21 protein-coding genes are annotated in these 22,991 nt (G+C 68.2%); 7 read left to right on the forward strand and 14 right to left on the reverse strand.

Features of this window, described 5'->3' with window-relative positions; genetic code table 11:
* Positions 1 to 158: 158 nt before the first annotated feature.
* The 3 genes from AB0L53_RS43770 to AB0L53_RS43780 all read right to left on the reverse strand — a co-directional run bounded on the left by AB0L53_RS43770 (position 159) and on the right by AB0L53_RS43780 (position 1,967).
* Positions 159 to 812 (reverse strand): DUF998 domain-containing protein, encoded by a 654-nt coding sequence (locus tag AB0L53_RS43770; protein WP_364007850.1) that lies wholly within the window; start codon positions 810 to 812, stop codon positions 159 to 161.
* A 44-nt stretch (positions 813 to 856) separates the two neighbouring features.
* Positions 857 to 1,096 carry an SRPBCC domain-containing protein gene (locus AB0L53_RS43775; RefSeq protein ID WP_364007853.1) on the reverse strand — a complete coding sequence of 80 codons (240 nt, stop codon included), beginning with the start codon at positions 1,094 to 1,096 and terminating at the stop codon, positions 857 to 859.
* A 520-nt stretch (positions 1,097 to 1,616) separates the two neighbouring features.
* The gene (locus AB0L53_RS43780) at positions 1,617 to 1,967 is read right to left on the reverse strand and encodes a hypothetical protein (RefSeq protein WP_364007856.1); all 351 of its coding nucleotides are present in this window, start codon (positions 1,965 to 1,967) and stop codon (positions 1,617 to 1,619) included.
* Positions 1,968 to 2,018: 51 nt separating this feature from the next.
* Here AB0L53_RS43780 and AB0L53_RS43785 point away from each other — a divergent pair, with 51 nt between their 5' ends.
* Entirely contained in the window at positions 2,019 to 2,276 is a 258-nt protein-coding gene (locus AB0L53_RS43785) for a hypothetical protein (RefSeq protein ID WP_364007859.1), read from the forward strand.
* Here AB0L53_RS43785 and AB0L53_RS43790 read toward each other — a convergent pair.
* The 3 genes from AB0L53_RS43790 to AB0L53_RS43800 all read right to left on the reverse strand — a co-directional run bounded on the left by AB0L53_RS43790 (position 2,248) and on the right by AB0L53_RS43800 (position 6,977).
* Positions 2,248 to 3,651 carry a M1 family metallopeptidase gene (locus AB0L53_RS43790; protein WP_364007862.1) on the reverse strand — a complete coding sequence of 468 codons (1,404 nt, stop codon included), beginning with the start codon at positions 3,649 to 3,651 and terminating at the stop codon, positions 2,248 to 2,250. The genes AB0L53_RS43785 and AB0L53_RS43790 overlap by 29 nt on opposite strands.
* A 119-nt stretch (positions 3,652 to 3,770) precedes the next feature.
* A complete protein-coding gene (locus AB0L53_RS43795) occupies positions 3,771 to 6,299 on the reverse strand; it encodes an excinuclease ABC subunit UvrA (protein ID WP_364007865.1) in 2,529 nt (842 codons plus the stop codon).
* A gap of 147 nt (positions 6,300 to 6,446) precedes the next feature.
* On the reverse strand, positions 6,447 to 6,977 hold the full coding sequence (locus AB0L53_RS43800; RefSeq protein ID WP_364007868.1) for a pyridoxamine 5'-phosphate oxidase family protein: 531 nt from the start codon (positions 6,975 to 6,977) through the stop codon (positions 6,447 to 6,449).
* Between the two features lie 359 nt (positions 6,978 to 7,336).
* Between AB0L53_RS43800 and AB0L53_RS43805 the strand changes: the two genes are divergently transcribed.
* A complete protein-coding gene (locus tag AB0L53_RS43805) occupies positions 7,337 to 7,531 on the forward strand; it encodes a hypothetical protein (protein WP_364007870.1) in 195 nt (64 codons plus the stop codon).
* A gap of 225 nt (positions 7,532 to 7,756) precedes the next feature.
* On the opposite strand, the gene AB0L53_RS43810 is transcribed toward AB0L53_RS43805, so the two are convergent.
* On the reverse strand, positions 7,757 to 8,305 hold the full coding sequence (locus AB0L53_RS43810) for a hypothetical protein (RefSeq protein ID WP_364007873.1): 549 nt from the start codon (positions 8,303 to 8,305) through the stop codon (positions 7,757 to 7,759).
* Between the two features lie 241 nt (positions 8,306 to 8,546).
* Here AB0L53_RS43810 and AB0L53_RS43815 point away from each other — a divergent pair, with 241 nt between their 5' ends.
* The 3 genes from AB0L53_RS43815 to AB0L53_RS43825 are packed head-to-tail and all read left to right on the forward strand — an operon-like array spanning position 8,547 to position 12,305.
* Positions 8,547 to 9,158, forward strand: a complete 612-nt coding sequence (locus AB0L53_RS43815; RefSeq protein ID WP_364007876.1) for a PadR family transcriptional regulator — start codon at positions 8,547 to 8,549, stop codon at positions 9,156 to 9,158.
* A complete protein-coding gene (locus AB0L53_RS43820) occupies positions 9,155 to 10,918 on the forward strand; it encodes a sulfatase (RefSeq protein WP_364007879.1) in 1,764 nt (587 codons plus the stop codon). The genes AB0L53_RS43815 and AB0L53_RS43820 overlap by 4 nt, the downstream gene beginning before the upstream one ends.
* 43 nt (positions 10,919 to 10,961) lie before the next feature.
* Positions 10,962 to 12,305 (forward strand): MFS transporter, encoded by a 1,344-nt coding sequence (locus AB0L53_RS43825; RefSeq protein ID WP_364007882.1) that lies wholly within the window; start codon positions 10,962 to 10,964, stop codon positions 12,303 to 12,305.
* Positions 12,306 to 12,591: 286 nt separating this feature from the next.
* Here the strand turns inward: AB0L53_RS43825 and mltG are convergent, their stop codons facing one another.
* The 7 genes from mltG to AB0L53_RS43860 form a co-directional block, all read right to left on the reverse strand.
* Positions 12,592 to 13,536, reverse strand: a complete 945-nt coding sequence (gene mltG / locus AB0L53_RS43830; RefSeq protein ID WP_364007885.1) for an endolytic transglycosylase MltG — start codon at positions 13,534 to 13,536, stop codon at positions 12,592 to 12,594.
* Positions 13,533 to 14,045, reverse strand: a complete 513-nt coding sequence (locus AB0L53_RS43835; RefSeq protein ID WP_364007888.1) for a SigE family RNA polymerase sigma factor — start codon at positions 14,043 to 14,045, stop codon at positions 13,533 to 13,535. Before AB0L53_RS43835 ends, mltG begins: the two co-directional genes overlap by 4 nt.
* A 132-nt stretch (positions 14,046 to 14,177) precedes the next feature.
* Positions 14,178 to 14,963 carry a hypothetical protein gene (locus AB0L53_RS43840; protein WP_364007891.1) on the reverse strand — a complete coding sequence of 262 codons (786 nt, stop codon included), beginning with the start codon at positions 14,961 to 14,963 and terminating at the stop codon, positions 14,178 to 14,180.
* A 290-nt stretch (positions 14,964 to 15,253) separates the two neighbouring features.
* Positions 15,254 to 17,044 carry a sugar-binding domain-containing protein gene (locus AB0L53_RS43845; protein WP_364007894.1) on the reverse strand — a complete coding sequence of 597 codons (1,791 nt, stop codon included), beginning with the start codon at positions 17,042 to 17,044 and terminating at the stop codon, positions 15,254 to 15,256.
* Between the two features lie 35 nt (positions 17,045 to 17,079).
* Positions 17,080 to 17,919, reverse strand: coding sequence for a carbohydrate ABC transporter permease (locus AB0L53_RS43850; RefSeq protein ID WP_364007897.1), 840 nt, complete (start codon positions 17,917 to 17,919; stop codon positions 17,080 to 17,082).
* On the reverse strand, positions 17,916 to 18,845 hold the full coding sequence (locus AB0L53_RS43855) for a sugar ABC transporter permease (RefSeq protein WP_357652384.1): 930 nt from the start codon (positions 18,843 to 18,845) through the stop codon (positions 17,916 to 17,918). Before AB0L53_RS43855 ends, AB0L53_RS43850 begins: the two co-directional genes overlap by 4 nt.
* Positions 18,842 to 19,855 carry a LacI family DNA-binding transcriptional regulator gene (locus tag AB0L53_RS43860; RefSeq protein ID WP_364007901.1) on the reverse strand — a complete coding sequence of 338 codons (1,014 nt, stop codon included), beginning with the start codon at positions 19,853 to 19,855 and terminating at the stop codon, positions 18,842 to 18,844. The genes AB0L53_RS43855 and AB0L53_RS43860 overlap by 4 nt, the downstream gene beginning before the upstream one ends.
* A 334-nt stretch (positions 19,856 to 20,189) precedes the next feature.
* Here AB0L53_RS43860 and AB0L53_RS43865 point away from each other — a divergent pair, with 334 nt between their 5' ends.
* Together AB0L53_RS43865 and AB0L53_RS43870 are read left to right on the forward strand one after the other, a co-directional pair.
* Positions 20,190 to 21,446, forward strand: a complete 1,257-nt coding sequence (locus AB0L53_RS43865; protein ID WP_364008117.1) for an extracellular solute-binding protein — start codon at positions 20,190 to 20,192, stop codon at positions 21,444 to 21,446.
* A gap of 35 nt (positions 21,447 to 21,481) precedes the next feature.
* Positions 21,482 to 22,906, forward strand: coding sequence for a sulfatase-like hydrolase/transferase (locus AB0L53_RS43870; RefSeq protein ID WP_364008120.1), 1,425 nt, complete (start codon positions 21,482 to 21,484; stop codon positions 22,904 to 22,906).
* Positions 22,907 to 22,991 lie beyond the last annotated feature (85 nt).

Below are 22,991 nucleotides of genomic sequence, written 5' to 3' on the forward strand. Positions count from 1 at the left end.
CACCTGGCCCAGCGTCGTCTCGGCCACCTCTGCCTCCTGTCCCTCACGTTGCGAGATTCAGCCTAGACGGGAGGCCGCTTCGTACCGTACCTGCTGGTTCGGCGGCAGCCACCGACACGGGATCCCGCATCTTCGCGCCCTGACCCTTGTCTTCACTCCTAGCGGCCGGTGGTCAGCCGTTGCGCCGCCAGGAGCGATGTCCATGCCAGGACGACCGCGATGGCGAGGGCGAAGGCGACATTGGCCACCCGTGAGCCCTGCGACGCGAAGATCGAGATCCAGGCTGCCAGGAAGAGCGTGCCGGTCACCGTACTGAAGGCGGCCCAGCCGCGGCGGCCGGCCGCCGCGAACCGTCGGCCGAAGGCGAAACACGCGGCGATCAGCGCGACAAAGGCGACCCCGGAGACGAGGAAGTGCACCATCCCGTGCGTGCTCATGCTCGTGGGCGGGCCGAGGGGCGTCCCAGGCGGGAAGCCATCGGCGGGGTCGGCGGAGAAGAAGGCGGCGGCGACCATCCCGGCGCCGAAGACACCGACCAGCCGCGGCCCCCAGATACCTCCCCAGCTCGCCGGGCCGCGTGTCCGGTGCAGGCCGACCGCCCCCGCCACGAACAGCAGGCCGCTGACCGCGAAGTTGGCGATCTGAATCCATCCCTGGTCACCGTTGCTCAGCATGCTGGCCGGGTACCGGCTGATGTCGAAGCCGTCCCTGGTGAGCATCTGCAGCAGCACCACGACGATGTAGAGCGGGCCGGCGACGATGCCGCAGCCCAACAGCGTTCGCGTCGCCCCGCCAGTGAGGCTGTCGGTCATCGGTACTTCTCTCAGGAGAACGGGACGATTCACCGCGCGGCGTGTCATCTGTTGCCGTCCCCGCCGGCGTTGTCCTTGAGCTGGAACGTGCCGCCGAGCCGCAGGTCGCCGTCGATCGGGGCGAGCCATCGTCTGATCCGGTCAGGGTCGGTGCAGGTGCTCCACACGTCCTCGGTCGAGGCGTCGGACGTGCGCCGCAGCAGCGAGCGTCCCGCACCGGCGGCGACCGGCTGGTTGCCGATCTCCCGGTGGGTGGCGTTGATCTGGTTGACGATGTCGATCATTCCTCTTCTTCCTCCTCGTCGTTCGAGCCTGGTCGTTCCTCCGCGGGCGGCGTCTCGTCAAGCGGGGGCGTCTCGTCAAGCGGGTGGCGGCGCTCGCGAGTTCGGTGCCAGCGCGTCCAGGCGCCGGGTGCCGACCGCGCCGCCGAGCACGTCGAGTGCGTGAACGGGGCCAACAATTTCACTCAGTACTTATATAAGTCAAGTCTTATTAAGGTTGATACGGGCCTTCGGCGGGAGCGTTCCGCCCGTACGGTGGGGCAGGCATGCGGCTTAACGCTCCGTTACCGCCGGAAAGAGAGACAGAGCCGATCACTGGACAGACTCCCCCCGTTCCCCGCCGCCGTCACCCCGCAGTCCACCTGGCAGGTCAACCGAAGCCTCGTGGGCTTGCAATTGATGAACGCGCTGCTCCTGGGGGCGATCGTCGGCTTCCCTGTCGATTTCATGAACGAGGCGGGCAAGGCGACCGGCCACTCCCGCTGACAGGCCCTGTACCGCGCCAAAACCCGCACATTGGGCGTCAGCGAAGCGTCTGTGTTCCGATGACGGACAGCACCTGCAGCTTCTCGTGGCTCTCGCTGCCGGGAATGGCGGTGTAGACGAGCAGCGAGTGCGCCTGGCCCGGATCGACCAGCCTCTGGCAGGTGAGCTCCAGGGCGCCGACCTCGGGGTGGATGAAGTGCTTGACCTCGTGCGGATGTTCTTCTGGCGCGTAGATCTGCCAGGCGGCGGGGTCGGTGAACCATCGGTACCCCGTGCTGCGCGCCGGTCCGGTGTAGTGGGTCGTGTCGCCGCTGAGGGCGACACCCATCGGGGTCTGCCGCAGGGTCTCGCCGAGTTCAGTGACGATCTCCGCGGGCGTATCGTTCAACCGCTCGGCGCGGTCCAGGCCGCGTTCCTGCTGAGCACCGCTTTCGGACCGTTGCTCCTCGGCCTGGGGTACGACGTGCTGGGCTCGTACGACCCGGTCATCCCTGTGCTGATGGGCATCCTCGTCATCGGCGCGATCCTCATCGGGTCCCTGGGCCCCTACGCCTATCCCGCCGTCAACGGTTTCGACCAGCTCGCCGCGCGAGACGAGCTGGTCGCAGCGCAGGTACTGAGCGAGATCGCGGAGGGCAAGGACTGTTCAGAGGCTCAGCAGAACGTCGTCACCACGTCACGGGCTTGCTCGGGGTGAACAGCCAGACGTTGAAGAACTCGGTCAGGTCCCGGCCGGAGATCTTCTCCGCGAGCGTGATGAACTCATCAGTGTCGGCCAGGCCGTAGCGATGATCGGCCGCCCACGTCCGCAGCAGCCGGAAGAAGGGTTCGTCGCCGATCTTCACACGCAGCGCCTGGAGCGTCATGCCGCCACGGTTGTAGACGGCGGTGTCGAACATGGTGTCGCGCTGCGGGTCGGCAACCTTCGACAGCCAGAACGCCTCCGGCCTGGTGGCGTACTGCCGGTCGAACCACGCCTGGACGGTCTCGCCGCCGGTGTGCTCGGTCCAGTAGCGCTGGGCGAAGGTGGCAAAGCCCTCGTTGAGCCAGATGTGCTGCCATGTCCGCACCGAAACGCTGTCGCCGAACCACTGATGGGACAGCTCGTGCGCGACCGTGGTCTCGCTGCGGACGGCGGAGTACAGCGGCTTGGTCTGATTCTCCAGTGAGAAGCCGACGATGGGGACGTTGTCCACGATCGCGCCCGTCTCCTCGAACGGGTAGCGCCCGAACAGCTCGCTCCAGTAGTCGGTGATGTCGGCGGTCTGCTGGAAGACGACCTCGGTCCCAGGCACGGTCGGATCGGTGGCGACCCATTCGCGCAGGCCGTCCGGCGTCCTGCCCTTCTGCACGTCGAACCGGCCGATCGTGGCCGTGACCAGGTACGACGCCATCGGACGCAGCTCGTTCCACAGGAAGGTCGTCGTGTCACCGTGAGTGACCTGGGCCGCCAGCACGCCGTTGGCCGCGGCGGTGAGCCCCTTCGGGACGGTCACCGAGATGGAGTAGGTCGCCTTGTCGCTCGGGTGGTCGTTGGAGGGGAACCAGGTGCTGGCCGCGTTCGGCTCGCAGGCGACGAGCACGCCGTCCTCCGTGGCGATCCACCCGTACGGCAGGCCGAACACGATCGGGCCGCCGAGCGGCTGCGGGATGCCGTCGTAGGTGACGCCTACGTCGAACACGCTCTGACGCCGCAGGCCCGACCTGGGCGTGACGATCAGCTCCTGGCCGTCGCGCACGTAGGCCGCCTGGCGGCCGTTGACCGTGACCGACCTCACCGTGAGCTGCTGGAAGTCCAGATCGAAGCTGGACAGGTCCTGGGTGGCTCGAGCCAGCATGTGCACCGTGCCCTTGAGCACCTTGGTGGCAGGGTCGTAGCCAAGGTTGAGGGAGTAGTGCTGGGCGTCGTACCCGCCGTTTCCCTCCAGGGGGAAGTAGGGGTCACCGAGACCGGGCGCACCCGGCCGGGAGTCGGGCGGCACGGCCGCGGCAGCGGACGGGGCGACTGCGAAGGTCATGGCCGCCGCCATGCTGAGAGCGGCGGTCCAGCGAGCGATCTGGGCAAGCACCATCGCAAGCCTCCGTGGGGTAGGTCATTAGCCCGAGAGTGAAGGAAAAACCGGAACTTGTCCGGACCCAAAATTCGGCACCCGCGTCGACGACCGTCGCTACCACGGCCCACACCCCACGCTCACGAACAAGACGCCGAAACGACTTCTCGCATCTCCAGGAGCGGCAGGCCCGCCGCGTACCGGCGGAAGAAGCCGGCTGTCGGGGTGTCCGCCGTCGCGACGGCGTCCGGGGTGCCCTCCGCGACCACCGCACCCCCGTCCGGACCGGCTCCCGGCCCCAGGTCGATCACCCAGTCCGCGGACGCGGCGACGGGGATGTCATGTTCGGCCACGACTACGGTGTTGCCCGAGTCGAGCAACACATCGAGCGCATCCACCACCCGCTGGATGTCGGACGGGTGCAGGCCCGAGACGGGCTCGTCGAGAACGACGAGGCCGGCTTTGCGGCTCGCGGCACCGCGCTGGATCGCGGACGCCAGTTTCAGCCGCTGTGCCTCGCCGCCGGACAACTCGGTGGCGCTCTGGCCGAGTTGGAGATAGCCGAGTCCGACCTGGTTCAAGGATTCCAGCGTCTCCGTGAGCTGCCGGGGCTCGCGGAACCGCGCCACGGCCTCGGCCACGGTCAGCTCCAGTACCTGGTCGATGGCCAGCCCCTGATACTTGATGTCCAAGGCCTCCGGCTTGTAGCGCCGCCCTTCGCACGCGTCGCAGACGACCCACACATCCGGCAGAAAGTGCATGTCAACCAGCTTGCGACCATAACCGGTGCAGGTCTCGCAGCGGCCGCCACCCGCGGTGTTGAAGCTGAACCAGGAGGCACTGACCCCGTGCTCGCGCGCCATGTCGGTTTCGGCGAACAGCTTGCGGACGATGTCGAATGCCTTGCTATACGTAGCAGGGTTCGACCGCGGCGTCCGCCCGAGCGGTTCCTGATCGACGACGGCGACCCAGCCGAATCCCTCGAAGCCGGTCACCTCCCGCACCGTGTCGGTCGCCGCCCCGTTGAGGGCGGCCTCCACGCTCGTCCCGAGCACGCCTAGCAGGCTGCTCTTGCCGCTGCCGCTCACCCCGGTCAGGCAGGTGAGCCGACCGGCGGGGAAACGCACCAGGTCCGCGGTCACGTTGTGCACACGCAGGCCGTGCAGCTCCACCCAGCCGGTGTCGTCCCCGGCGGGGCGGCGGGTCCGGCGCAGCCGCGGACCTTCACCGGCCAGATAGCGCCCGGTCAGCGACTTCGGGTGGGCGGCCGCGTCGGCGGGCGGCCCCGACACCAGAACCTCACCGCCGAGACGGCCCGCGCCCGGCCCCATATCGATCACCCAGTCGGCCCGGGCGATCAACTCAGGGTCGTGCTCGACAAGGAGCACCGTGTTGCCGGCCGCGCGCACTTCCAGGGCGATGTCGAGCAGGTGTGCCTTGTCCGCCGGATGCAGCCCGGCCCCGGGCTCGTCCAGGACGAAGATGATGCCGCTCAGCTCAGTGCTGAGCTGCGCGGCGAGCCGGGTCCGCTGCAACTCACCCCCGGACAGCGTCGCCGCGCTCCGGGCCGGCTGGAGATGGGCCAGGCCGAGCCGGTCAAGGATGCCGAGCCTGCGGCCCAGGTCCTGCAGCAGCGGCTCACCCACCTCGCGCTGCCGGGAGCCCAGGTCGTCCGCCACGCGCCTCACCCACCTGCGAACCTCCCGTACTTCCACCTCGAGCAGGTCGGGATAGGTCAGCCCGCCGAGCCGCACGGCCAGGGCCACCTGGTCGTACCCGCTGCCACCGCAGGTGCCACAGGGCCGCTTGCGCATGTACGGCAGGTAGCGCTGCTTGGCGCTGGAGGTCTGGGCGTTCATGAACACCCGCTCCACCTCGGCGAGCGCCCCCCGCAGCGGCTCGCTCAAGGTGTAGGTCACCTGGGCCGTCTCATTCTTGTTCGTCATGTCAACGGTCGCCTCGATCTTCTCGTCACCCGTGCCGTACAGCACGCAGTGACGGAACTCCTCAGGCAGCGACTGCCACGGCCGGCCGAGGTCCACGCCCCGCTTGTCGGCAAGCGCCGGTACGAACGCGTGCTCTCCCGACCGCCACTTCGCGTACCAGGGCGAGGCCCCCTCGAACAGCGGCAGCTCCGGGTGGGTGATGACCAGGTCCTCCTGCGCCTGCCAGCGCCCGCCCACCCCATGGCAGTCCGCGCAGCTCCCTTCCGGCGTGTTGCGGTCGAAGTGAGCGGTCGTCAGATGCCCGTCCACACTCTCCGCCGCCGGGTCCGCGCCGATCCCGGGAAGGCGCGAGTACAACAGCCCCAGGTGCCCGTCGATGCCGGTGATCGTCGCGACCGTGGAGCGGGGGTTGCGGTTCAGGCGACGCTGATCGACCGCGAGCGTCGCGCCGAGTCCCAGGATGCGGTCGACCTTCGGTCGATTGCGCTGGGTGATGTACTGCCGTACGAACGGCGAAAGCCCCTCCAGATACCGCAGCTGGGCCTCATTGTGCAGAGTGTCGATGGCCAACGAGGTCTTGCCACTGCCGCTCACTCCTGTAAACGCGACGAGCCGCCCTTTGGGGATGCTCACCGACACGTCCCGCAGATTGTTGGTACGAGCCCCCACCACGTCGATGGTCTCGCGCCCCATACCCTCGACGTCCCGTACGAATGCCGTCAACCTTCGCCCACCCTCTCGCAACACAGCAGGACATGGGCGAACAGGCCCCGCCCATGCCGAATGAACCGATCACGCCACTACGCGGCGGCCGCTCTCACCAGGTCTCTCAGCACGTGGCCGGTCCCCCGATGCGGCACGTGCCGCGGATCAGGACCGAGACATCGCAGTGACCTTGGCGACGTCGGGGGCGTAGGCGCTCATCCAGTGCGGATGCAGCCGGTAGTAGACCACTTCGTTGTCCCAGTCGAAGAAGTCGGCGCCATAGAAGTCCTTGAAGTAGGCGAGCAGGTCCGGCCAGTCCACGGCCGGCTCGCCACCGAAGGGGTTGAGGATCTCCACCGTGCCGTGCGTGAACACGCCCAGGTCTTCACCGCGCATGTGCGCGGCGCTGACGGCGGGGCGGGCGGCCAGATGGCGGGCCTTGGCGGCCTTGCGCGCCGTGCCGAAGTGCCACTTGCCGTGCAGGAAGTGCCCGTCCACTCCGCTGATCCGCGGCTCGCCCTTGGCCGTCACGGTGGACAGGGCCAGGGTGCACATCCCGGTGAGGACGCCGGTGAGCTGCTCCGCGGTCAGCGTGCGCTCGGTACTGATGATCGAGCGAAGATGCGAGGTGGAAACGGAGAGAGAAGCATCCAGTAGGACCTGCAGCTCTTTGAGATCTTCTCGGGTTTCGCGCATTGCTGTCCTCATCTATGTAGGGCGCGGCCCACGTCCTCCATCAGCGCCGGCCGGCGAAACCATGCTCGTCCCAAAACCCGACATCTTGTGTCATGTTTTTCATCGCTTGCGCGGACATCACCTGGATCGACGAGTAGCAACCTGGTTCCGCGGCATCGTTGCGGGAATCCGGTGGATCTGGGCTCAGGCGCTGTCTTCCGCAGCCGAGGTGACGCGCTGGATGGCCTGGACGGCGACGTCAGGCTGGTCGACGTAGATGTAGTGGCCGCTGCCGGTGGCCGTGTTCAGCTTGCTGCGGCTGGACAGCGCGAGCCACTTGCGCTGGCCCGCGGACCACCCCCTGCCACGGAGCGACCACCATGCGGCCTGGCCGGTTCTCGTCGACGAACTCGGGCGACCAGACCTTGCCCTTCTCGGCGCCGGGGCGGATGCCGGTGGTGTCGGCCAGCTTCCACGGCCCGCGCAGGGACGGGGACACCCACATGAAGATGCCGTCGTTCCACGGGGCGGCGGCCGCGACCCCGGGCGCCCGGGTGGTGCCGGTGGCGACGTAGATCGGACGACCCCCAGAAGGCCGGCGGCTCCCGCCAGCAGGGAGCGTCGGCCGACGGTCAATCCGTTGTTGGAATCAGTCATCAGTTACGTCCTCCGCATCAGCGCGCGGTCCGTTCGGTGCGCAGCTTGCGGGTGAGTTTTCCCAGATGGCGATATATCGTCAATAACCCGGAAAAATTAATCGGTGATCGCGCAGGTAGGTCACAGCACCCGGTCGAGCAGCCTCAGGGGGATTCGCACAGCCTGTTGAGCTCCGCGGCGTCTGTGTCTATATCCGCGATCACCTGGTTGGGATCGCCGCCGGTCATGCCGGTCAGGCGAAAGTTCAGTTCCTGGAATTCGCGGGCCAGCAGAGTGATCTTCGCCCCCACCACTCCTTCCGCGTGGAAGGCCGCACCCATCAGGTCGCTGTACGTCTGCTGAGCCGCGGCCGTCTGACTGCTGCGGACGGTCCCGGCGTTCCGGCGGTATGCGGTCAGCGCCGCCGCCGCCTCGTCGCAGCCGCCGGGCCGGACCGCTGACAGCGGTGAAGAGGAAACCGGGGCCTCTCGCGTGGGGTTCGGTGGTTCGGGCGTGCTGGACTCGGGCGATGGTTTCGGGGTCCGTCGTGCGTGCCGGGTAATGACCGGTTCTGGTGACGATGACTCCGGGACCGGGGTGGGGGCCACGGTATCGGGCTGGGCCTGGGGTTGGGGTTGCTGAGGCGGGGTCGGCGGCGCCAGGTACGCGGCCAGCGCGACGACGGCGGCGATCGCGGCCGCCAGAGCGCTCACTGCCGTCCAGTTCAGGCGCGAGCCTGCTCCTCCGCCCGCCGTCGGCGGCTGCGTTGATCCACTCCCCGTCATCTCCTCATCGTGGCCGAGCCGCCGAGCTCGGTCCAGAAGATCTCCTGCTCTGGCCTGATCAGGCGAAATCTTGCGCAAGAAGACTCTCGACAGAGCATGACACTTATGTCATGGTATCACCATTCCATTTGTGGCACGGTTAACTTCGTTACGACGACGGGCACATTTGATGAAGCTTGAGATCCTTCTCCTCGGGGCGCTGCTCAACCGTCCCAGCACGGGCTATGAGCTGAAGAAGTTCTTCGACACGCACGGCCGGTTCGCGCGCTCGAACACGACCATGAGCCAGGCGTACCGGACGCTGGCCTCGATGGAGGAGCGCGGCTGGGTCGAGCACACGATCGAGGAGCGCCCCGGGGCGAGCAACGCCAAGCGCTACCACGTGACCGAAGAGGGTTACACCGTCTTCATCGACTGGCTGACGCGCCCATACAACCCGCCCACCCGTTTCGGAGATCCCGACCTGCACGCGCGTCTCGGCTACGCCGGCTTCATGACGGTCGAGCAGGTGATAGCCCTGCTCGAGATCGAGATCAACACTCGGGTGGCGGAGGTGGCGCGTTACCGCCACCGTGACCGCACCCGGTTCGACGAGCCCCCGCCCGGCTACGACGTCCAGCTCGGCGCCCAGATGGACGAGTGGCTTCATCGGCGCGGTGCCGAGGCGATGGACCACCACATCGCCTCCCTCATCGAGCTGCGCCGGCGCCTGCTCGACGGGGAGCCGCTCAATCAGGACGCCCCGCCCACCATCGTGCGGACGGAGGAGACGTCGCGATGAGGGCGATCATCGTCATGTTCGACAGCCTGAACCGGCACCTGCTCTCGCCGTACGCCGACACGTTCATCGACGCGCCGAACTTCGCCCGGCTGGCGTCCAGGGCGGTGACGTTCGACCGCTTCTATGCCGGTTCGATGCCGTGCATGCCCGCGCGCCGGGAGATGCACACCGGACGGTACAACTTCCTGCACCGCAGCTGGGGCCCGCTGGAGCCGTTCGACGACTCGATGCCGGAGCTGCTCAAGCAGGCAGGGGTGCACACGCACCTGGCCTCCGACCACCCGCACTACTGGGAAGACGGCGGCGCGACCTACCACACCCGCTACAGCACCTGGGAGTTCTTCCGCGGCCAGGAGGGCGACCCGTGGAAGGGCGTGGTCGGTGACCCCCCGAAGGGCCCGGGCGACGCGATGAAGCGGCAGGACGCGGTCAACCGCACGTACATGCCGACCGAGACGGAGCACTCGCAGACCCGGACCGTGGACGCGGGCCTGCACTTTCTCGAGACCAACGTGGACGCCGACCGGTGGTTGCTGCAGATCGAGATGTTCGATCCGCACGAGCCGTTCTTCACCCACCAGCGTTACAAGGACCTCTACCCGCACGACTACGACGGCCCGGAGTTCGACTGGCCGCCGTACCAGAAGGTCCTCGAACCCGGTGACCAGGTCGAGCACGCCCGCAACGAGTACGCCGCCCTGGTCTCGATGTGCGACCGCTCGCTCGGCCGGGTCCTGGACTTCATGGACGAGCACGCCATGTGGGACGACACGCTCCTGCTGGTCAACACCGACCACGGCTTCCTGCTCGGCGAGCACGGTTGGTGGGCCAAGTCGGTGATGCCGTGGTTCAACGAACTGGTGCACCTGCCGATGTTCCTGTGGGACCCACGCGCCGGCGGCCGGGACCAGCGCAGGGGCGCGCTCGCTCAGACCATCGACATCGCGCCGACCGTGCTGCGCTACTTCGGCATCGAGCCGACCCCTGACATGCAAGGCGCGGACCTCACCCAGGACGAGCCCGTCCGTGAGGGCGCCCTGTTCGGCATCCACGGTGGACACGTCAACGTCACCGACGGCCGCTACGTCTACATGCGCGCCGCCAAGGAGCAGGCCAACGGCCCGCTCGAAGAGTTCACCCTCATGCCCACCCACATGCGCGCCCGCTTCTCGACGCAGGAACTCAAGGAGTGGGAACCGGCCGAGCCGTTCACCTTCACCAAGGGTGTGCGGACCATGCGGATCCCCGCCTCGCCCTCGTGGATGAACCCGTGGCAGCACGGCACCCTCCTGTTCGACCTCCAGGAGGATCCGGCGCAGGAAACGCCGATCGTCGACGACGACGTGGAGCTGCGGATGGTCGAGCTGCTGCGCCGCCTCATGCTCGACAATGACGCGCCGCCCAGCCAGTACGAGCGCCTGGGCATCCCGCGCGACGGTGACATCGAGCCCAAGCACCTCCTGGTCCGCGAACAGCGCGAGCGCGCGACGGCCGTCGCCGCGCCCCTTCCCGCGATGGAGAACCTGCGCGCCCCGGCTTTGCTCCGCGCCCCGCTCCTGGAGCTCCTGCGGATCACGGGGGCCAAGGACGTCCTCGCGCAGGAGGCGCCCGCGCTGGTGCAGTCGGAGCTGCTGTCAGCCCCCATCTCCATGACCCTGCTGGACCTCGCCCGTTACGGCTACATACCCGCCGCGGTACTGCGCCGTATCGACGAGCAATTCGCCCTTCTCACGGCACCACCCGGCGTCTCAGCCCCCTGAGACGGCGTTTGCTTTATCGCACCACTGCAGACAGGACCCCCCCATGGATGCCAGCGCCTCCACCACGTCCGTCCAGCCAGGAGCGGCTCAGGCCGCCAACGTCCCCCACCGCTGGCGCAATCTCGCCGTCGTCTCCGGCGTGAGCGTCGTCGACGGCACCGAAGCCGGCCTCATCAACACCGTCTTCCCCACGCTGGCAGCCGCGCTGCGGCTCAACAGCGGACACCTCGGCCTCATCGCCGCCCTCGGCAAGATCGCAAGCGTACCCGCCGGACCGTTCTGGATCTGGCTGTCCGGCAGGATCGGCCGACGCGCCGCTCTGGCCGCCACGACGGTGACCGGCGGCCTGTTCGGCATCGCCGCCGGCTTCTCGCAGAACTTCGTCCAGCTCCTGATCTGCTGCACCCTCATGTCCGCCGCCGTGATCGGCGGCTCTCCCATCGCCATGGCCGTCATCGCCGATTCCTTCCCCGACGAGCAGCGCGCCCGGGCCAACGGCATCTTCTTCAGCTCGATCCAGCTCGCCGGCATCGTCCTCGGCCCCATCATGGCGGCCTTCGTCGCGATGCCGGACGGCTGGCGCTGGGCCCTGTGGACACTCGGCGGCGTCTGCATCGTCGCCGGATTCGTCGTCCTGGCATTCTTCAAGGATCCGGGCATCGGGGCCGCCGAGCAGCAACTCGCCGACCTCACGCGTGAGGACCGAGCGAAGGCGAAGGTCACTTTCGTCTCCGTCATCGGACTGTTCCGCATCCCCACCTACGCCGTGATGATGCTGAGCCGGCTCCTGTCCGGGCATCTGCTGATTCTCATCTTCGGCGTCCAGTTCCTCGTCACCGAGCGCGGCATCCCCAACTCCACCGCCATCCTGGTGGCGCTGCCGTTCGGCATCGGCTACAGCGTCGCCACGCTGGGCGCCGGATTCATCCTCCCCCGCCTCGACCGGCTCATGCCGAGTAGAGGTCGGGTCATGATGCTGCAATTCGCGCAGATCGCGTTCGGCGTCATCGCCTTCTTCGGCACTCAGTTCCGGTACGAGACGATCACCGTCTACGCGGTCTTCTGGGCGCTGCTCGGCGCCTGCCAAGGGCTGAACCCGCCGGTCAACCGCCCCATCGTGACCGCCGTCGTACTACCCGAGCTGCGCGGCCAGGCGTTCGCGATCTGGCTGACGGTGTTCGAGACGATCGGGTGGGCGCTGTTCTCGCTCCTGGCCGGCGCGCTCGCGGCGGCAATCGGCATCCAGGGCGTGTTCTTCTGGGTCCTGGTCGTGCTGATGATCGTCAACGGTCTTCTGCTCTCGGTCCTGTACTTCACCTATCCCCGAGACGTCGGCCGGGTCAGCGAGACGCTCGACGTCCGCCGCCGGCAGACGCTCTCGGACTGACGCGTAGAAGGGCGCCGTCGCCTCCTGCGGCGGCGGCACCCCCGGCAATCCCTACCAGGAAGGTCACGACATGACCGACGGACGTTCTGTCGTCGAGCGGTCCTCCAGGTGTACGTCAGCGACCCCGTCGCGGACGCCCTCCTCAGCATGGGCGCCTCTCCCACCGGGCAACTCCCACCGTCCATCGACGCCCTGGTCCAGAAGGCGAACTCCTAGGCCTTTGGTTGCCGACTACTTCCGCCGACCCAAGCCGAGCCCGCCATCGTCTCCGCTGACGTGACGCTCCTCACCCGGTGTTCTTTCTGTATTCCTCGACCAGCGTGTCGTACTCGGATGGGGAGCCGGCGAACTTCGTGACGCCCGTCTTCGGATCGACCGTCACGAAGTACAGCCACGGCCCGGCGTCCGGCTTCAGGGCGGCCTCGATGGCGTCGGCGCCCGGGTTGCAGATGGGACCGGGCGGCAGGCCGAGGCGCGCATAGGTGTTGTACCGCGACCGGCTCTTGAGGTCCTCGGTCGAGGCGCTGGCGCCGAGCTTGTTCAGGCCGTACAGGACCGTGCTGTCCATCCGCAGCTCCATCTCGGGCCTGTGCTTCAGCCGGTTCTCGATGACCCGCGCGATCTTGGGCATGGCGCGCTTGTCGATCGACTCGGCCTGGACGATGCTGGCGATGGTCAGGATCTCCAGTGGCGTACGGCCGACCCGCCTGGCACCCTTCACCAGGTTGCTCTCCTCGGCGGCGCGATTGAAGCGTGTCACCATCGCGGCGAGGATCTCGGCGGGGCTCGACGTGGGCGAGACCTCGTAGGTCCCGGGAAAGGCGAATCCTTCCAGCGCGCCCTTGGCGTAGGCCGGAAGGCCGAGCGCCCTGCCGTCCTTGGCGGCCCGCTGGAACTCCACCAGCGGTCTGCCGGTGGCGGTCGACAGCTGCTCCAAGATCTGTGAGAGCCGTAGTCCTTCTTTCACGGTCAGGGTGATCTGTCCCTGTTTGGTCTCCACAAGCGTCTCGCCAGAGCCCTGCCCGGCGACGTCCTTGGAGACGGAGGACAGCCCCTGAACCACGAGCGTGGATCCGACCGCCATCACGGTTACGGCCGCTGCTGCCGCCAGGGCCAGGCCGCGCCGACGGGATCGACCCTGCTTGACCTGGAGGAACCGGCCCGGTGGGGGTGGCTGCTCCTCATGGGCCATGTCGGAGAGGGTCTCTCGCAGCAGATCCTCGATGTTCATCCGAACTCCCTCACGGTGCTCAGTTCAGGTGCGGCCTTCTTCAGGCGCTCCAACGATCGGTAAATCTGGCTGCGCACCGACCCGACCCTGACGCCGAGCAGCCGCGCGATCTCGGTCTCGGACAGGTCTTCGAAGTAGCGCAGCACGAGCATGGTCCGCTGCCGGGGTGTCAGCCGGGCAAGAGCCGCGCGCATCACCAGGCGAAGATCCACCATCTCGGCGTGCCCATCGTCGATCTGTTCGGGCAGCCATCCGGTGGACACTTCCGCGACGCGGGAACGGCGCCGCCACCAGCTCACCTGCTCGTGGTACATGACCCGGCGGACGTAGCCCTCGATGGCCGCGGTGTCGCGCAGGCCGCGCCACTTCGCGGCGGTCTTCGCCAGCGCCGACTGGACCAAGTCCTCGGCGGCGTGCCGGTCACCGGTCAGCAGGTACGCGGTACGGAACAGCGCCCCTGATCGATCGATGACGAACTCCCGGAAGTCCGCCGCAAATCCTGGATCCACCTGTCCTCCTCGCGATGTCGCCAAGCAAGGACGCGGACAGGGGGTCGATCTATGCCGCCATGGCCGAACTGATCCGCGTCAAGGCGCTCAGTCGCCGAGGTGTGAGGCCCTGCCCCGACAGGGCCTCGGGTGTCAGCCGGAAGTGAAGCTGAGCCGGGTGGTGTGTTTGGGGAGCTTGACGGTCAGGGTGCGGGTGGCGCTGTCATAGCGGTACGCCTCGGCGGGCAAGTCCGTGGGAGGTGCGGCGTTCAGGAAGTTGAGCGTCCATTGGCGCGCCTTGCCGCTGATCTTCACGGTCCGCCGCCCTCCTGACTCTGAGTATCGGATCGTGGTCTTGTCGTACAGCGTGTACGAGCCGGAGGCCCCAGAGGCGATGTTCAGGGTGACCTTGTCCAGGGGGTTCTGGACGTCGTTGGCGACGTCAGCGGTCCTGGTCGGCAGGATGCCCCCGGCCTTGACGAACACGGGCATCGTGTCGAGGCCGGTGGTGATGTTCCGGGTGGTGCCGCCGGAGTAGGTCTGGCCGGTGAAGTAGTCGGTCCACTGCCCGGGCGGGAACCAGACCGAGGTCGTGGCCGTGACGCCGGGCGTGGTCACGGGCGCGACCAGGAGGTCGGGGCCGTAGAAGTACTGGCCGGCGGCGGTGGCGTACGCGTTCTCCTCTTCGGGATATTCCAGGTAGGTCGGGCGGACGATCGGGACGCCGGTGGCGTTGGCCTCCTGGGCCAACGTGTAGGTGTAGGGGACCAGGTTCTCCCTCAGGGTTGGGGACAGCACTTCGAAGCGGGCGTTTCCTGAGATCACCGCTTTGATCCGGTTGCTGTCGGGCATCGCCTCCGCCGGAGCGGGGGCGATGCCCGACATGGCCACCGCGGTGATCGCGACGGCTACGAGGCGCAGGAAGGGGCTTGGTCGCACTGGGCGGCTCCTTAGTCACGTTCGATCGGGCAGCGGACCGAATTTGACTGCTTTGCCGCAACTATTGACCAGACCGATCGGCCTGACAAGATCGGAGCATCATATTGATCGGATCCGGTCAGTGGCGTATGTAAATCGGTCAGCAGGGTGACCAGAGACGATCTTGTGCCCAGCCGTACGTCCTGCCGTGATCAAGGCATGGAAGGCTCCTCCCGTCCATCCTGTCGAGGAGGAACCCGTTGAAGCGCTCCATCGCTGCCCTCGTCGGCGCCGACCTCTTGGCGTTTCAGTCAGGAGACCTGCTCGATGGCGGCCGGACGTAGCTGGGCCGCGCGGATCCGCGAGACGTCCAGCTTGCTCGTACGGTCGAAGCGATAGATGCCGTTCTGTTCCTGGAAGACGTCGGTCAGCTGGGTGTAGCAGTAGCCGAACATCCGGGGGTCGTCCAGCAGGACGCCGACCAGCCCGGCGAACCGCTGCTGGAGTTCCTCCTCGCTCGCGGGGCGTTCGCCGTATCCCCAGGAGTGCTCCTCGGGGCGTACGTCCGGGTTCCACCAGATGCCCCCGAACTCGCTGCAGAAGTATGGCTGGCCCTGGTACGGCACCGACCATGCCGTGCCGTCGGGATCGGCGTTGACGTACGGCGTCCCGTCGGCCAGGCCCGCCATCAGTTTGCCGAACACCTCGGGATCCTGCTCGTAGCAGTGCGAGTCGTAGACGTCGGCGCCCGGGACCCGGTGCGCGTAGCCGGACGCGTCGACCACCGGGCGGGTGCGGTCGGCCGCCTTCGTGGCCAGGTACATCCCCTGGGTGACGTCGTCGAGCACGGTGATCTGGTCGGTCAGCCGCTGCCAGGTCTCGTTGAGCGGGCACCAGCCGACGATGGACGGGTGGGAGTAGTCGCGCTCGACGGCCTCCAGCCACTGGGTCACGAACGACGCGGTCGGTCGCTGGTTGTCCCCCGAAGGCCCGCCGGTGTTGGCTCCCCAGTCTCCGAACTCGCCCCAGACCAGGAAGCCCGCCCGGTCCGCGTGGTAGAGATACCGCTCCTCGAACACCTTCTGGTGCAAACGGGCGCCGTTGAACCCCGCGGCCATGGCCAGCTCGATGTCGCGGCGCAGCGCCTCGTCCGTGGGCGCGGTCATCAGGCCGTCCGGGTAATAGCCCTGGTCGAGCACGAGCCGCTGGAAGCGGACCGCGCCGTTGAGCAGGACGGCGTGCCCGTCGATGGCGACCGAGCGGAGCCCGGCGTAGCTCGTGGCGGTGTCCACCACGGCGTCGTCGCCGTCGAACAGGTCGATGCGCAGGTCGTACAGGTGCGGATCCTCGGGAGACCACAGCCGGACCCGTTCGTCCGGCAGCGGCAGCCACACTTCGGGGGCCAGGTCGAGGTCGGCGCGCGCCGTCGCATGCGCGAGGTCACCGGTCTGGTCCGACACCGTCACCTGGACCCGGTGCCCCGGGCGGTTGGCCGACACCGGCACTGTGATCCGAAACGCGGACGCGGCGACGTTCGGCGTGATCCGCGGCCGGCCGAGGTGCGCGTCGGGCACGGGCTCGCACCACACCGTCTGCCAGATGCCGGTGGTGCGGCCGTAGCACGCGCCGGCGCCCTCGAAAGTGACCGCCTGCTTGCCGCGCGCCTGCGGGCCGGTGCGGGGGTCCCGGGCGCGCACGACCACGGTGTACGTGTGCGCCGGGTCGGCCGCTGTGGACAAATCACAGCTGAACGGGGTGAACCCGCCCCGGTGCCGACCGGCTTCCACACCGTCCACCCACACCGTGGCGTCGTGGTCCACCGCCTGGAAGTGCAGCAGCACCCGCTGCCCGGCCCAGTCTTCCGGCACCCGGACGGTACGGCGGTACCAGACGGCCGGATGGAAGTCCGGGTCGCCGATGCCGGACAGCGGTGCCTCCGGGCAGAACGGCACCACGATCTCACCGGTCAGGTCCCGGTCGACCAGGCCACGCTCAAGCCCGGAGTCGCCGGCGTCCCGCTCGAACTGCCAGGCTCCGTTCAGGCACTGCCATTCGGTACGGACGAACTGCGGACGCGGGTACTCAGGACGCGGAATGCTCACAGTGCTCGCTTTCTCGGTTGAAATATCGGGAAATTTCAGGACTTGACGGCGCCGGCGATGCCCTCGACGAAGTAGCGCTGCAAGGCGATGAACAGGGCGACCACCGGCAGCAGCGAGATCGTCGCCGCGGCGGCCATCCCCGACCAGTCGGTGGTGTTCTCGCCGACGAAGGCGAGCATGCCGACGCTGACGGTGCGCAGGTCGGGCCGGGAGAAGGTGAAGACCAGCGGCAGGAAGAACGCGTTCCAGGTGGACAGGAAGGTCAGCACGGTGACCGTGGCCGTCACGGGCTTGGCCAGCGGCAGCATGATGCGGAAGAAGACGGTCGCGAACCCGGCGCCGTCGAGGAGCGCGCTCTCGGTCAGTTCCTTGGGTATGCCGCGGAAGTACCCGACGTAGAGCAGGATCGCCGCCACGTGCGCGGCGCCCGACATCGCGAGGACCATGCCGGTCAGCGAGTTCAGCATGCCGAGCCGCTGGGCGAGGTCGACCAGCGGGATGATGGTGTATCCGGCCGGGACGAACAGCGTGGCGATCAGGACGCCCATCACGATCCGGCGCCCGCGGAAGTCGTGGCGGGCGATGGCGTAGCCGGCCATGGCGCACCTGACGACCACGACCACCACCGTGCACACCGTGACGATCACGGTGTTGAGCAGGTATTTCCCGAAGTCCGCGCTGACCCACGCGCGCTCGTAGTTGTCCCATGCCGGATCGCCGCCGGGCAGCAGATCGAGCCCCTTGGTGAACACCTCGGCCGAGGTCTTCAGTGACGCGGAGACCATCCACAGGAACGGGTAGATCCAGATCAGGCAGCCGATGGCGAGCGCGGCGGCGGCCAGCCACCAGGGCAGTCGGCGCAATGTACGACTCATGCCGCGCTCCTGGTCCGGCGGGTGGCGCGCATGGCGAGCAGCTGCAGCAACCCGACAAGGCAGACGAACAGCCCGAACAGCACGGCGGCCGCGGAGGCGTAGCCGAGCCGGGGGATCGTTGCGGCGAAGGCCCAGCGGTAGATGTACACCTCGATCACCTCGGTCGAGTAGAACGGGCCGCCCCCGGTCATGGTCAGGACGAGGTCGAAGACCTGCAACGATGCCTCGATCGACAGCAGGGTGATGATGACCAGGAAGGGCTTGAGCAGGGGCACGGTGATGTGCCGCAAGGTAGCCAGCGCGCCGGCGCCGTCGAGGCGCGCCGCCTCGTACACCTCGTTCGGTACGGTCTGCAACGCGGCCAGCCAGTAGACCAGGGTGATCCCGAACCACTTCCACACGTACACGGCGATCGTCGTGCCCAGCGCCGAGGAGGACTGCCCGAGAAAATCGATGCCGTCCGGCGCCAGACCGGCCTCGCGCAACGCGAGGTTCACCGGGCCGCTGGCCGGGTCGAAGACGAACTGCATGACCACGCCGACGATCGCCGTGGTGGTGACCACCGGCAGGAACAGGGCGGTACGGAACAGCTTGCGCAGCGGCATGCGAGGCGAGTTGAGCACGATCGCGAGCAGCAGGGTAGCCAACACCTGGACCGGCACTGCGAAGACCATGAACGTCAGCGTCAGCCGGAACGAGCTCCAGAACATCGGGTCGGCCAGGACCTCGCGGTAGTTGGCCACGCCGATGAACGACGGGCTCGCGTCGAACCCGTTCCAGTCGGTGAAGGAGTAGATGTAGCTGCCGGCGATCGGGTAGACGGTGAACGCGCCGTACAGCAGCACGGTCGGCGTCAGGAACAGCCAGACGTACAGGGTGTTGCGGCCGCGGCGCGGTCGCGCCGCGGAAGGGATCGCGACCGTCATCCGCTCGCTCCGGCGACGCCCGTGGTGCTCTGGTCGACCATCAGCCGCCACGGCGCCTCAAGCTGGACGGCCGGGCTCTTGTCACCCTCGATGCGCGCCAGCAGGCGGGTCACGGCGAGCTCGGCGATCCGCTCCTTGTCGGGCGCGATGGTGGTCAGCGGCGGAGTGGCGAACCGGCCCTCGTCGATGGCGTCGAACCCGACGACGGCGACGTCCTCCGGCACCCGTAGCCCTCGGGCCAGCACCGCCCGCATCGCACCGAGCGCGAGCAGGTCGTTGAAGCAGAACACCGCGTCAGGCGGCTCGGCCAGATCGAGCAGCCGATCCATCGCCAGCCGGCCGTCCTGGCGCTGGTAGCGGCGTACGGGTACCGCCAGCTCGGGCCGCAGGGGCAGACCCGCCTCCTCCAGCGCCTGCCGATAGCCGGCGGAGCGGTGTGCGGAGGTGTTGCCGTGCGGTTTCTCCACCACGCCGATGGCGGCGATTCTGGTCCGGCCCAGCGAGGCCAGGTGCGCGGTGGCGGCGCGGGCGGCGGCGGTGTCGTCGATGGCGACGTGGTCCACGCCCTCCACGCTCACCTCACCCAGCGTCACCGCCGGGCACTTGCCCGCCCAGTCGCGCAGCTCGTCCTTGGTCAGGCCGAGCGGGCTGAAGATGAACCCGTCGAACAGGGCCGACCGGTCTCGCCGCATGACGATCTGCCGCTCGCGTTCGGCCACGCCTTCGGTGCGGTCGATGAGCACCGTGTACCCGCGCTCCTCGGCGCGGTCCACCACGTGGGCGGCCAGTTCGGTGAAGTACGGCACGTCCAGCGGCAGGACGAGGGCCACCAGGTTGGACCGCCCCCGGTTGAGGCTGCGCGCCGCGAGGTTGGGCCGGTAGTCGAGTTCGTCCAGGGCCTGTTGCACCTGGGCGCGGGTCTCCTCGGCCACGTAGGCGAAGTTGTTCACGACGTTGGAGACGGTCCGAACTGAGACTCCCGCCCGCCGCGCCACATCACGTTGTGTCACCACAGTCGTTCATCCTCCTAGTTGCTAAGAAGAGTCTTGCCACGCGGCATGCCGCGTGGCAAGAATGAATTTGCCACGCGGCAATATTTTTCCACGAGACCTTCACGCTGCGGGGTGGAAGGCAGGACCGATGACCGGGATGACTCGGCGGGGATTCCTCGCCGCGGCGGGCACTCTGGCCGCCGCGACGGCGACCGGCGCGTGCGGCGCGGGCGGTGGTGGCGGCGCCGGTGCCGGCGGCAACTCGCTGACCTGGTGGGACCACCAGAACCAGCTCCAGAAGGCGAAGGCGGAGATCTTCGCCAAGTTCGCCAAGAGCCCCGGCGGCGTTCCCGTGCAGTACACCTACTACAACCCGGGGAGGATGGGCCAGGCGCTGCAGCTGGCCAAACAGAGCGGCCAGCTGCCGGACATCCGCACCAACGCCGGCCTCAACGTTCCCGCGGCGGCGCTCGTCGCCGGCGGGTGGGCGCAGCCGCTGGACCTCAGCGACCCGGCGAAGGCCCGGGTCAAGGACTCGCTCATCGAGGGCCTGCACGTCTTCGACGGCAAGATCTACGCCTTCCCCATCTTCAGCCACCAGACCTACTCCACCGTGACGTGGTTCAACACGGAGCTGGTCGCGCGCGCCGGGCTGGACCCGGACGCGCCGCCGAGGACGTACGACGAGTTCCGGGCCGCGGCCCGCGCGGTCCAGAGCAAGGGCGGCGGCCAGTCGTACGGCTGGGTGTGGAACATCGGCATGCCGGACCGGCTCGGCGACCAGGTCCACGACCTGGCGCAGGCGGCCGGGTTCGCCGGGGGCGGCGGGTTGAGGTACCAGACCGGCGAGTACGCCTACCACGCCGACGAATACCTCGACGTGATCGAGTTCCTGATCTCGCTGCGGCAGGACAAGGTGCTGGTGCCGGGGGCGAACTCCTGGCTCGACGACGTGGCGCGGGCCCGATGGACCGCCGGGATCGCGGCATACTACTTCGACGGCCCCTGGTGCCCCGGCGTGGCGCTGAAGGACACGCCGGGCTTCGGGGACAAGCTCGGCGTGGGGCCGATACTGGTGCCTGACGCGGGCACCACCGTGGCCACCTACCATGCGCCGCAGCCGGGAGACTACTGGTTGTCGCCGACGAGCAAGCACGCCGCGGCGGCGAACAAGCTGTTGAGCGACCACTTCGCCTCCGAGGAATACTCACGCACGGTCGCCGGGACCATGTCCCAGCCCCCACGCGACATCTCCGTCGTCGAGCAGTCCCAGGCGCATCCCGCGTACAAGAAGCTGATCGGCTGGTTCAAGGAGAGCGTCTTCCTCGCCCCCGAACCGATCGCCGGCAACAAGGACCTCCAGCGGGTGCAGGTCGAGCTCAAGCGGGTGACCCCCACTCTCGGGGACATCGTCCAGGGTGCGCTGACCGGCGACGTCACCGACGTCCGCGCGGCGTTGACCAAGCTGTCCAGCGACAGCGCCAAGCAGCGGGACCTGGCCATCGCGGCGGCCAAGAGCAAGGGCGCGCAGGTCAGTTTGGACGACTACGCCTTTCCCAACTGGAAGCCGCGGGCGGACTACCTCAAGCCGATGTACGCGAAGCGCTAGCCGGAGGCCCGCAACCCGTGAACCGACCGAACATCGTGCTGATCATGACCGATCAGCAGCGGGCCGGCTGGACGGCCGCGAGCGGCTTTCCGCTGGACACCATGCCCTTCCTCGACGGGTTGATGAGCACCGGCGCCCAGTTCCAGCGGGCCTACACCACGTCGCCGGCGTGCGTGCCCGCCCGGGTCAGCCTGCTCACCGCGCGGTATCCGTCCGCGCACCGGGTCCGGCAGAACAGCGCCGCGCAGCACGTGCTGCGCGGCGCCGATCTGGTGGACGTGCTGCGTGAGGCCGGCTACGCGCTGCATCTGGCGGGCAAGACGCATTTCTACCGGCAGCCCGCCGACTTCGACACCTTCGCCGCACCGTACTGGCACAATCGCGGCCCGGCGGGCACGCCTGAGCAGGCCCGGTTCGAGCAGTGGCTCGGCGCGCTCGACCACTCGGTCAGCCATGAGCCGACGCCGTTTCCGCTGGAGTGCCAGTTTCCGTATCGGATCGTCGACGACGCGATCAGCGCGATCGACCGGACGCCCGCCGACCGGCCGTTCTTCACCTGGCTGTCGTTCCCCGAGCCGCACAACCCGTACCAGGTGCCGGAGCCGTACTTCAGCCTCTTCGCGCCGGAGCAGATGCCCGAGCGGCTGGTCGGGCCCGAGGGCGCCGAGCGCAAGGGCGGCACGTACACCTGGCTGCGCGAGCTGATCGAGGAGAAACGGCCCGGCTACGACGCGGAGTGGCGGCGATACCGGGCCAACTACTGCGGGATGCTCCGCCTCATCGACGACCAACTGCGCCGGTTCTTCGCGTACCTGGGTGATCGGGACACGTTGGTGTTCTTCGTCGCCGACCACGGCGACTACACCGGCGACTACGGTCTGCAGCGCAAGGGCGCGGGCATGGCCGAGTGCCTCATGCGCATCCCGTACGCAGTGGCCGGGCCGGGCGTGCGGCCGATGGTCAACAACGCCGACTTCGTCTCGCTCGCCGATCTGTTCCCCACGATCTGCGACGCCCTCGACGTCGAGATCCCGCCCGGCGTCCAGGGCCGCAGCCTGTGGCCCATGCTCACCGGGGAGCCGTATCCGGCCGAGGAGTTCGCCAGCGGGTACGGCGAACGTGGGTTCGGTGGGCTGTCCTATGACGTCGACGAGCGTCCTCCGCTGCATTTCCCGTACGAGGGCCGCACCTTCGACGAACTCAACACCGTCACCCAGTCCGGCACGACGGTGATGCTCCGGCGCGGGCAGTGGAAGCTGCTGCTGGACGAGCGCGGCACCGGCGAGCTGTACGATCTGGACGCCGACCCCGCGGAGCTGGACAACCGGTACGACGATCCCGCGCTCGCCGCCATCCGGGCCGACCTCACCACCGATCTCGTCCGCTGGATGATTCGCGTCCGGGACGACCTGCCAGAGGCGGCTTACACTCTCAAACGCGCACCGCACAACTGGCACTAGGGCGTGTCCCGTGGATCTTCGATGCTGGTTTGATGTGGCTGGCGGCGCGTCCTCAACCCGGTCATCGTCAAATCGGCAGACACGG

The sequence above is a fragment of the Nonomuraea sp. NPDC052129 genome (assembly GCF_040680095.1).
Lineage (GTDB): Bacteria > Actinomycetota > Actinomycetes > Streptosporangiales > Streptosporangiaceae > Nonomuraea.

Bases quoted from the DNA above. Each gene is read 5' to 3' on its own strand.
- AB0L53_RS43805 (WP_364007870.1), top strand. From the start codon at position 7,337: ATGCGGCCTGGCCGGTTCTCGTCGACGAACTCGGGCGACCAGACCTTG.
- AB0L53_RS43855 (WP_357652384.1), bottom strand. From the start codon at position 18,845: ATGACGGTCGCGATCCCTTCCGCGGCGCGACCGCGCCGCGGCCGCAAC.
- AB0L53_RS43775 (WP_364007853.1), bottom strand. From the start codon at position 1,096: ATGATCGACATCGTCAACCAGATCAACGCCACCCACCGGGAGATCGGC.
- AB0L53_RS43800 (WP_364007868.1), bottom strand. From the start codon at position 6,977: ATGCGCGAAACCCGAGAAGATCTCAAAGAGCTGCAGGTCCTACTGGAT.
- AB0L53_RS43820 (WP_364007879.1), top strand. From the start codon at position 9,155: ATGAGGGCGATCATCGTCATGTTCGACAGCCTGAACCGGCACCTGCTC.
- AB0L53_RS43770 (WP_364007850.1), bottom strand. From the start codon at position 812: ATGACCGACAGCCTCACTGGCGGGGCGACGCGAACGCTGTTGGGCTGC.
- AB0L53_RS43850 (WP_364007897.1), bottom strand. From the start codon at position 17,919: ATGAGTCGTACATTGCGCCGACTGCCCTGGTGGCTGGCCGCCGCCGCG.
- mltG (WP_364007885.1), bottom strand. From the start codon at position 13,536: ATGAACATCGAGGATCTGCTGCGAGAGACCCTCTCCGACATGGCCCAT.
- AB0L53_RS43815 (WP_364007876.1), top strand. From the start codon at position 8,547: ATGAAGCTTGAGATCCTTCTCCTCGGGGCGCTGCTCAACCGTCCCAGC.
- AB0L53_RS43825 (WP_364007882.1), top strand. From the start codon at position 10,962: ATGGATGCCAGCGCCTCCACCACGTCCGTCCAGCCAGGAGCGGCTCAG.
- AB0L53_RS43790 (WP_364007862.1), bottom strand. From the start codon at position 3,651: ATGGTGCTTGCCCAGATCGCTCGCTGGACCGCCGCTCTCAGCATGGCG.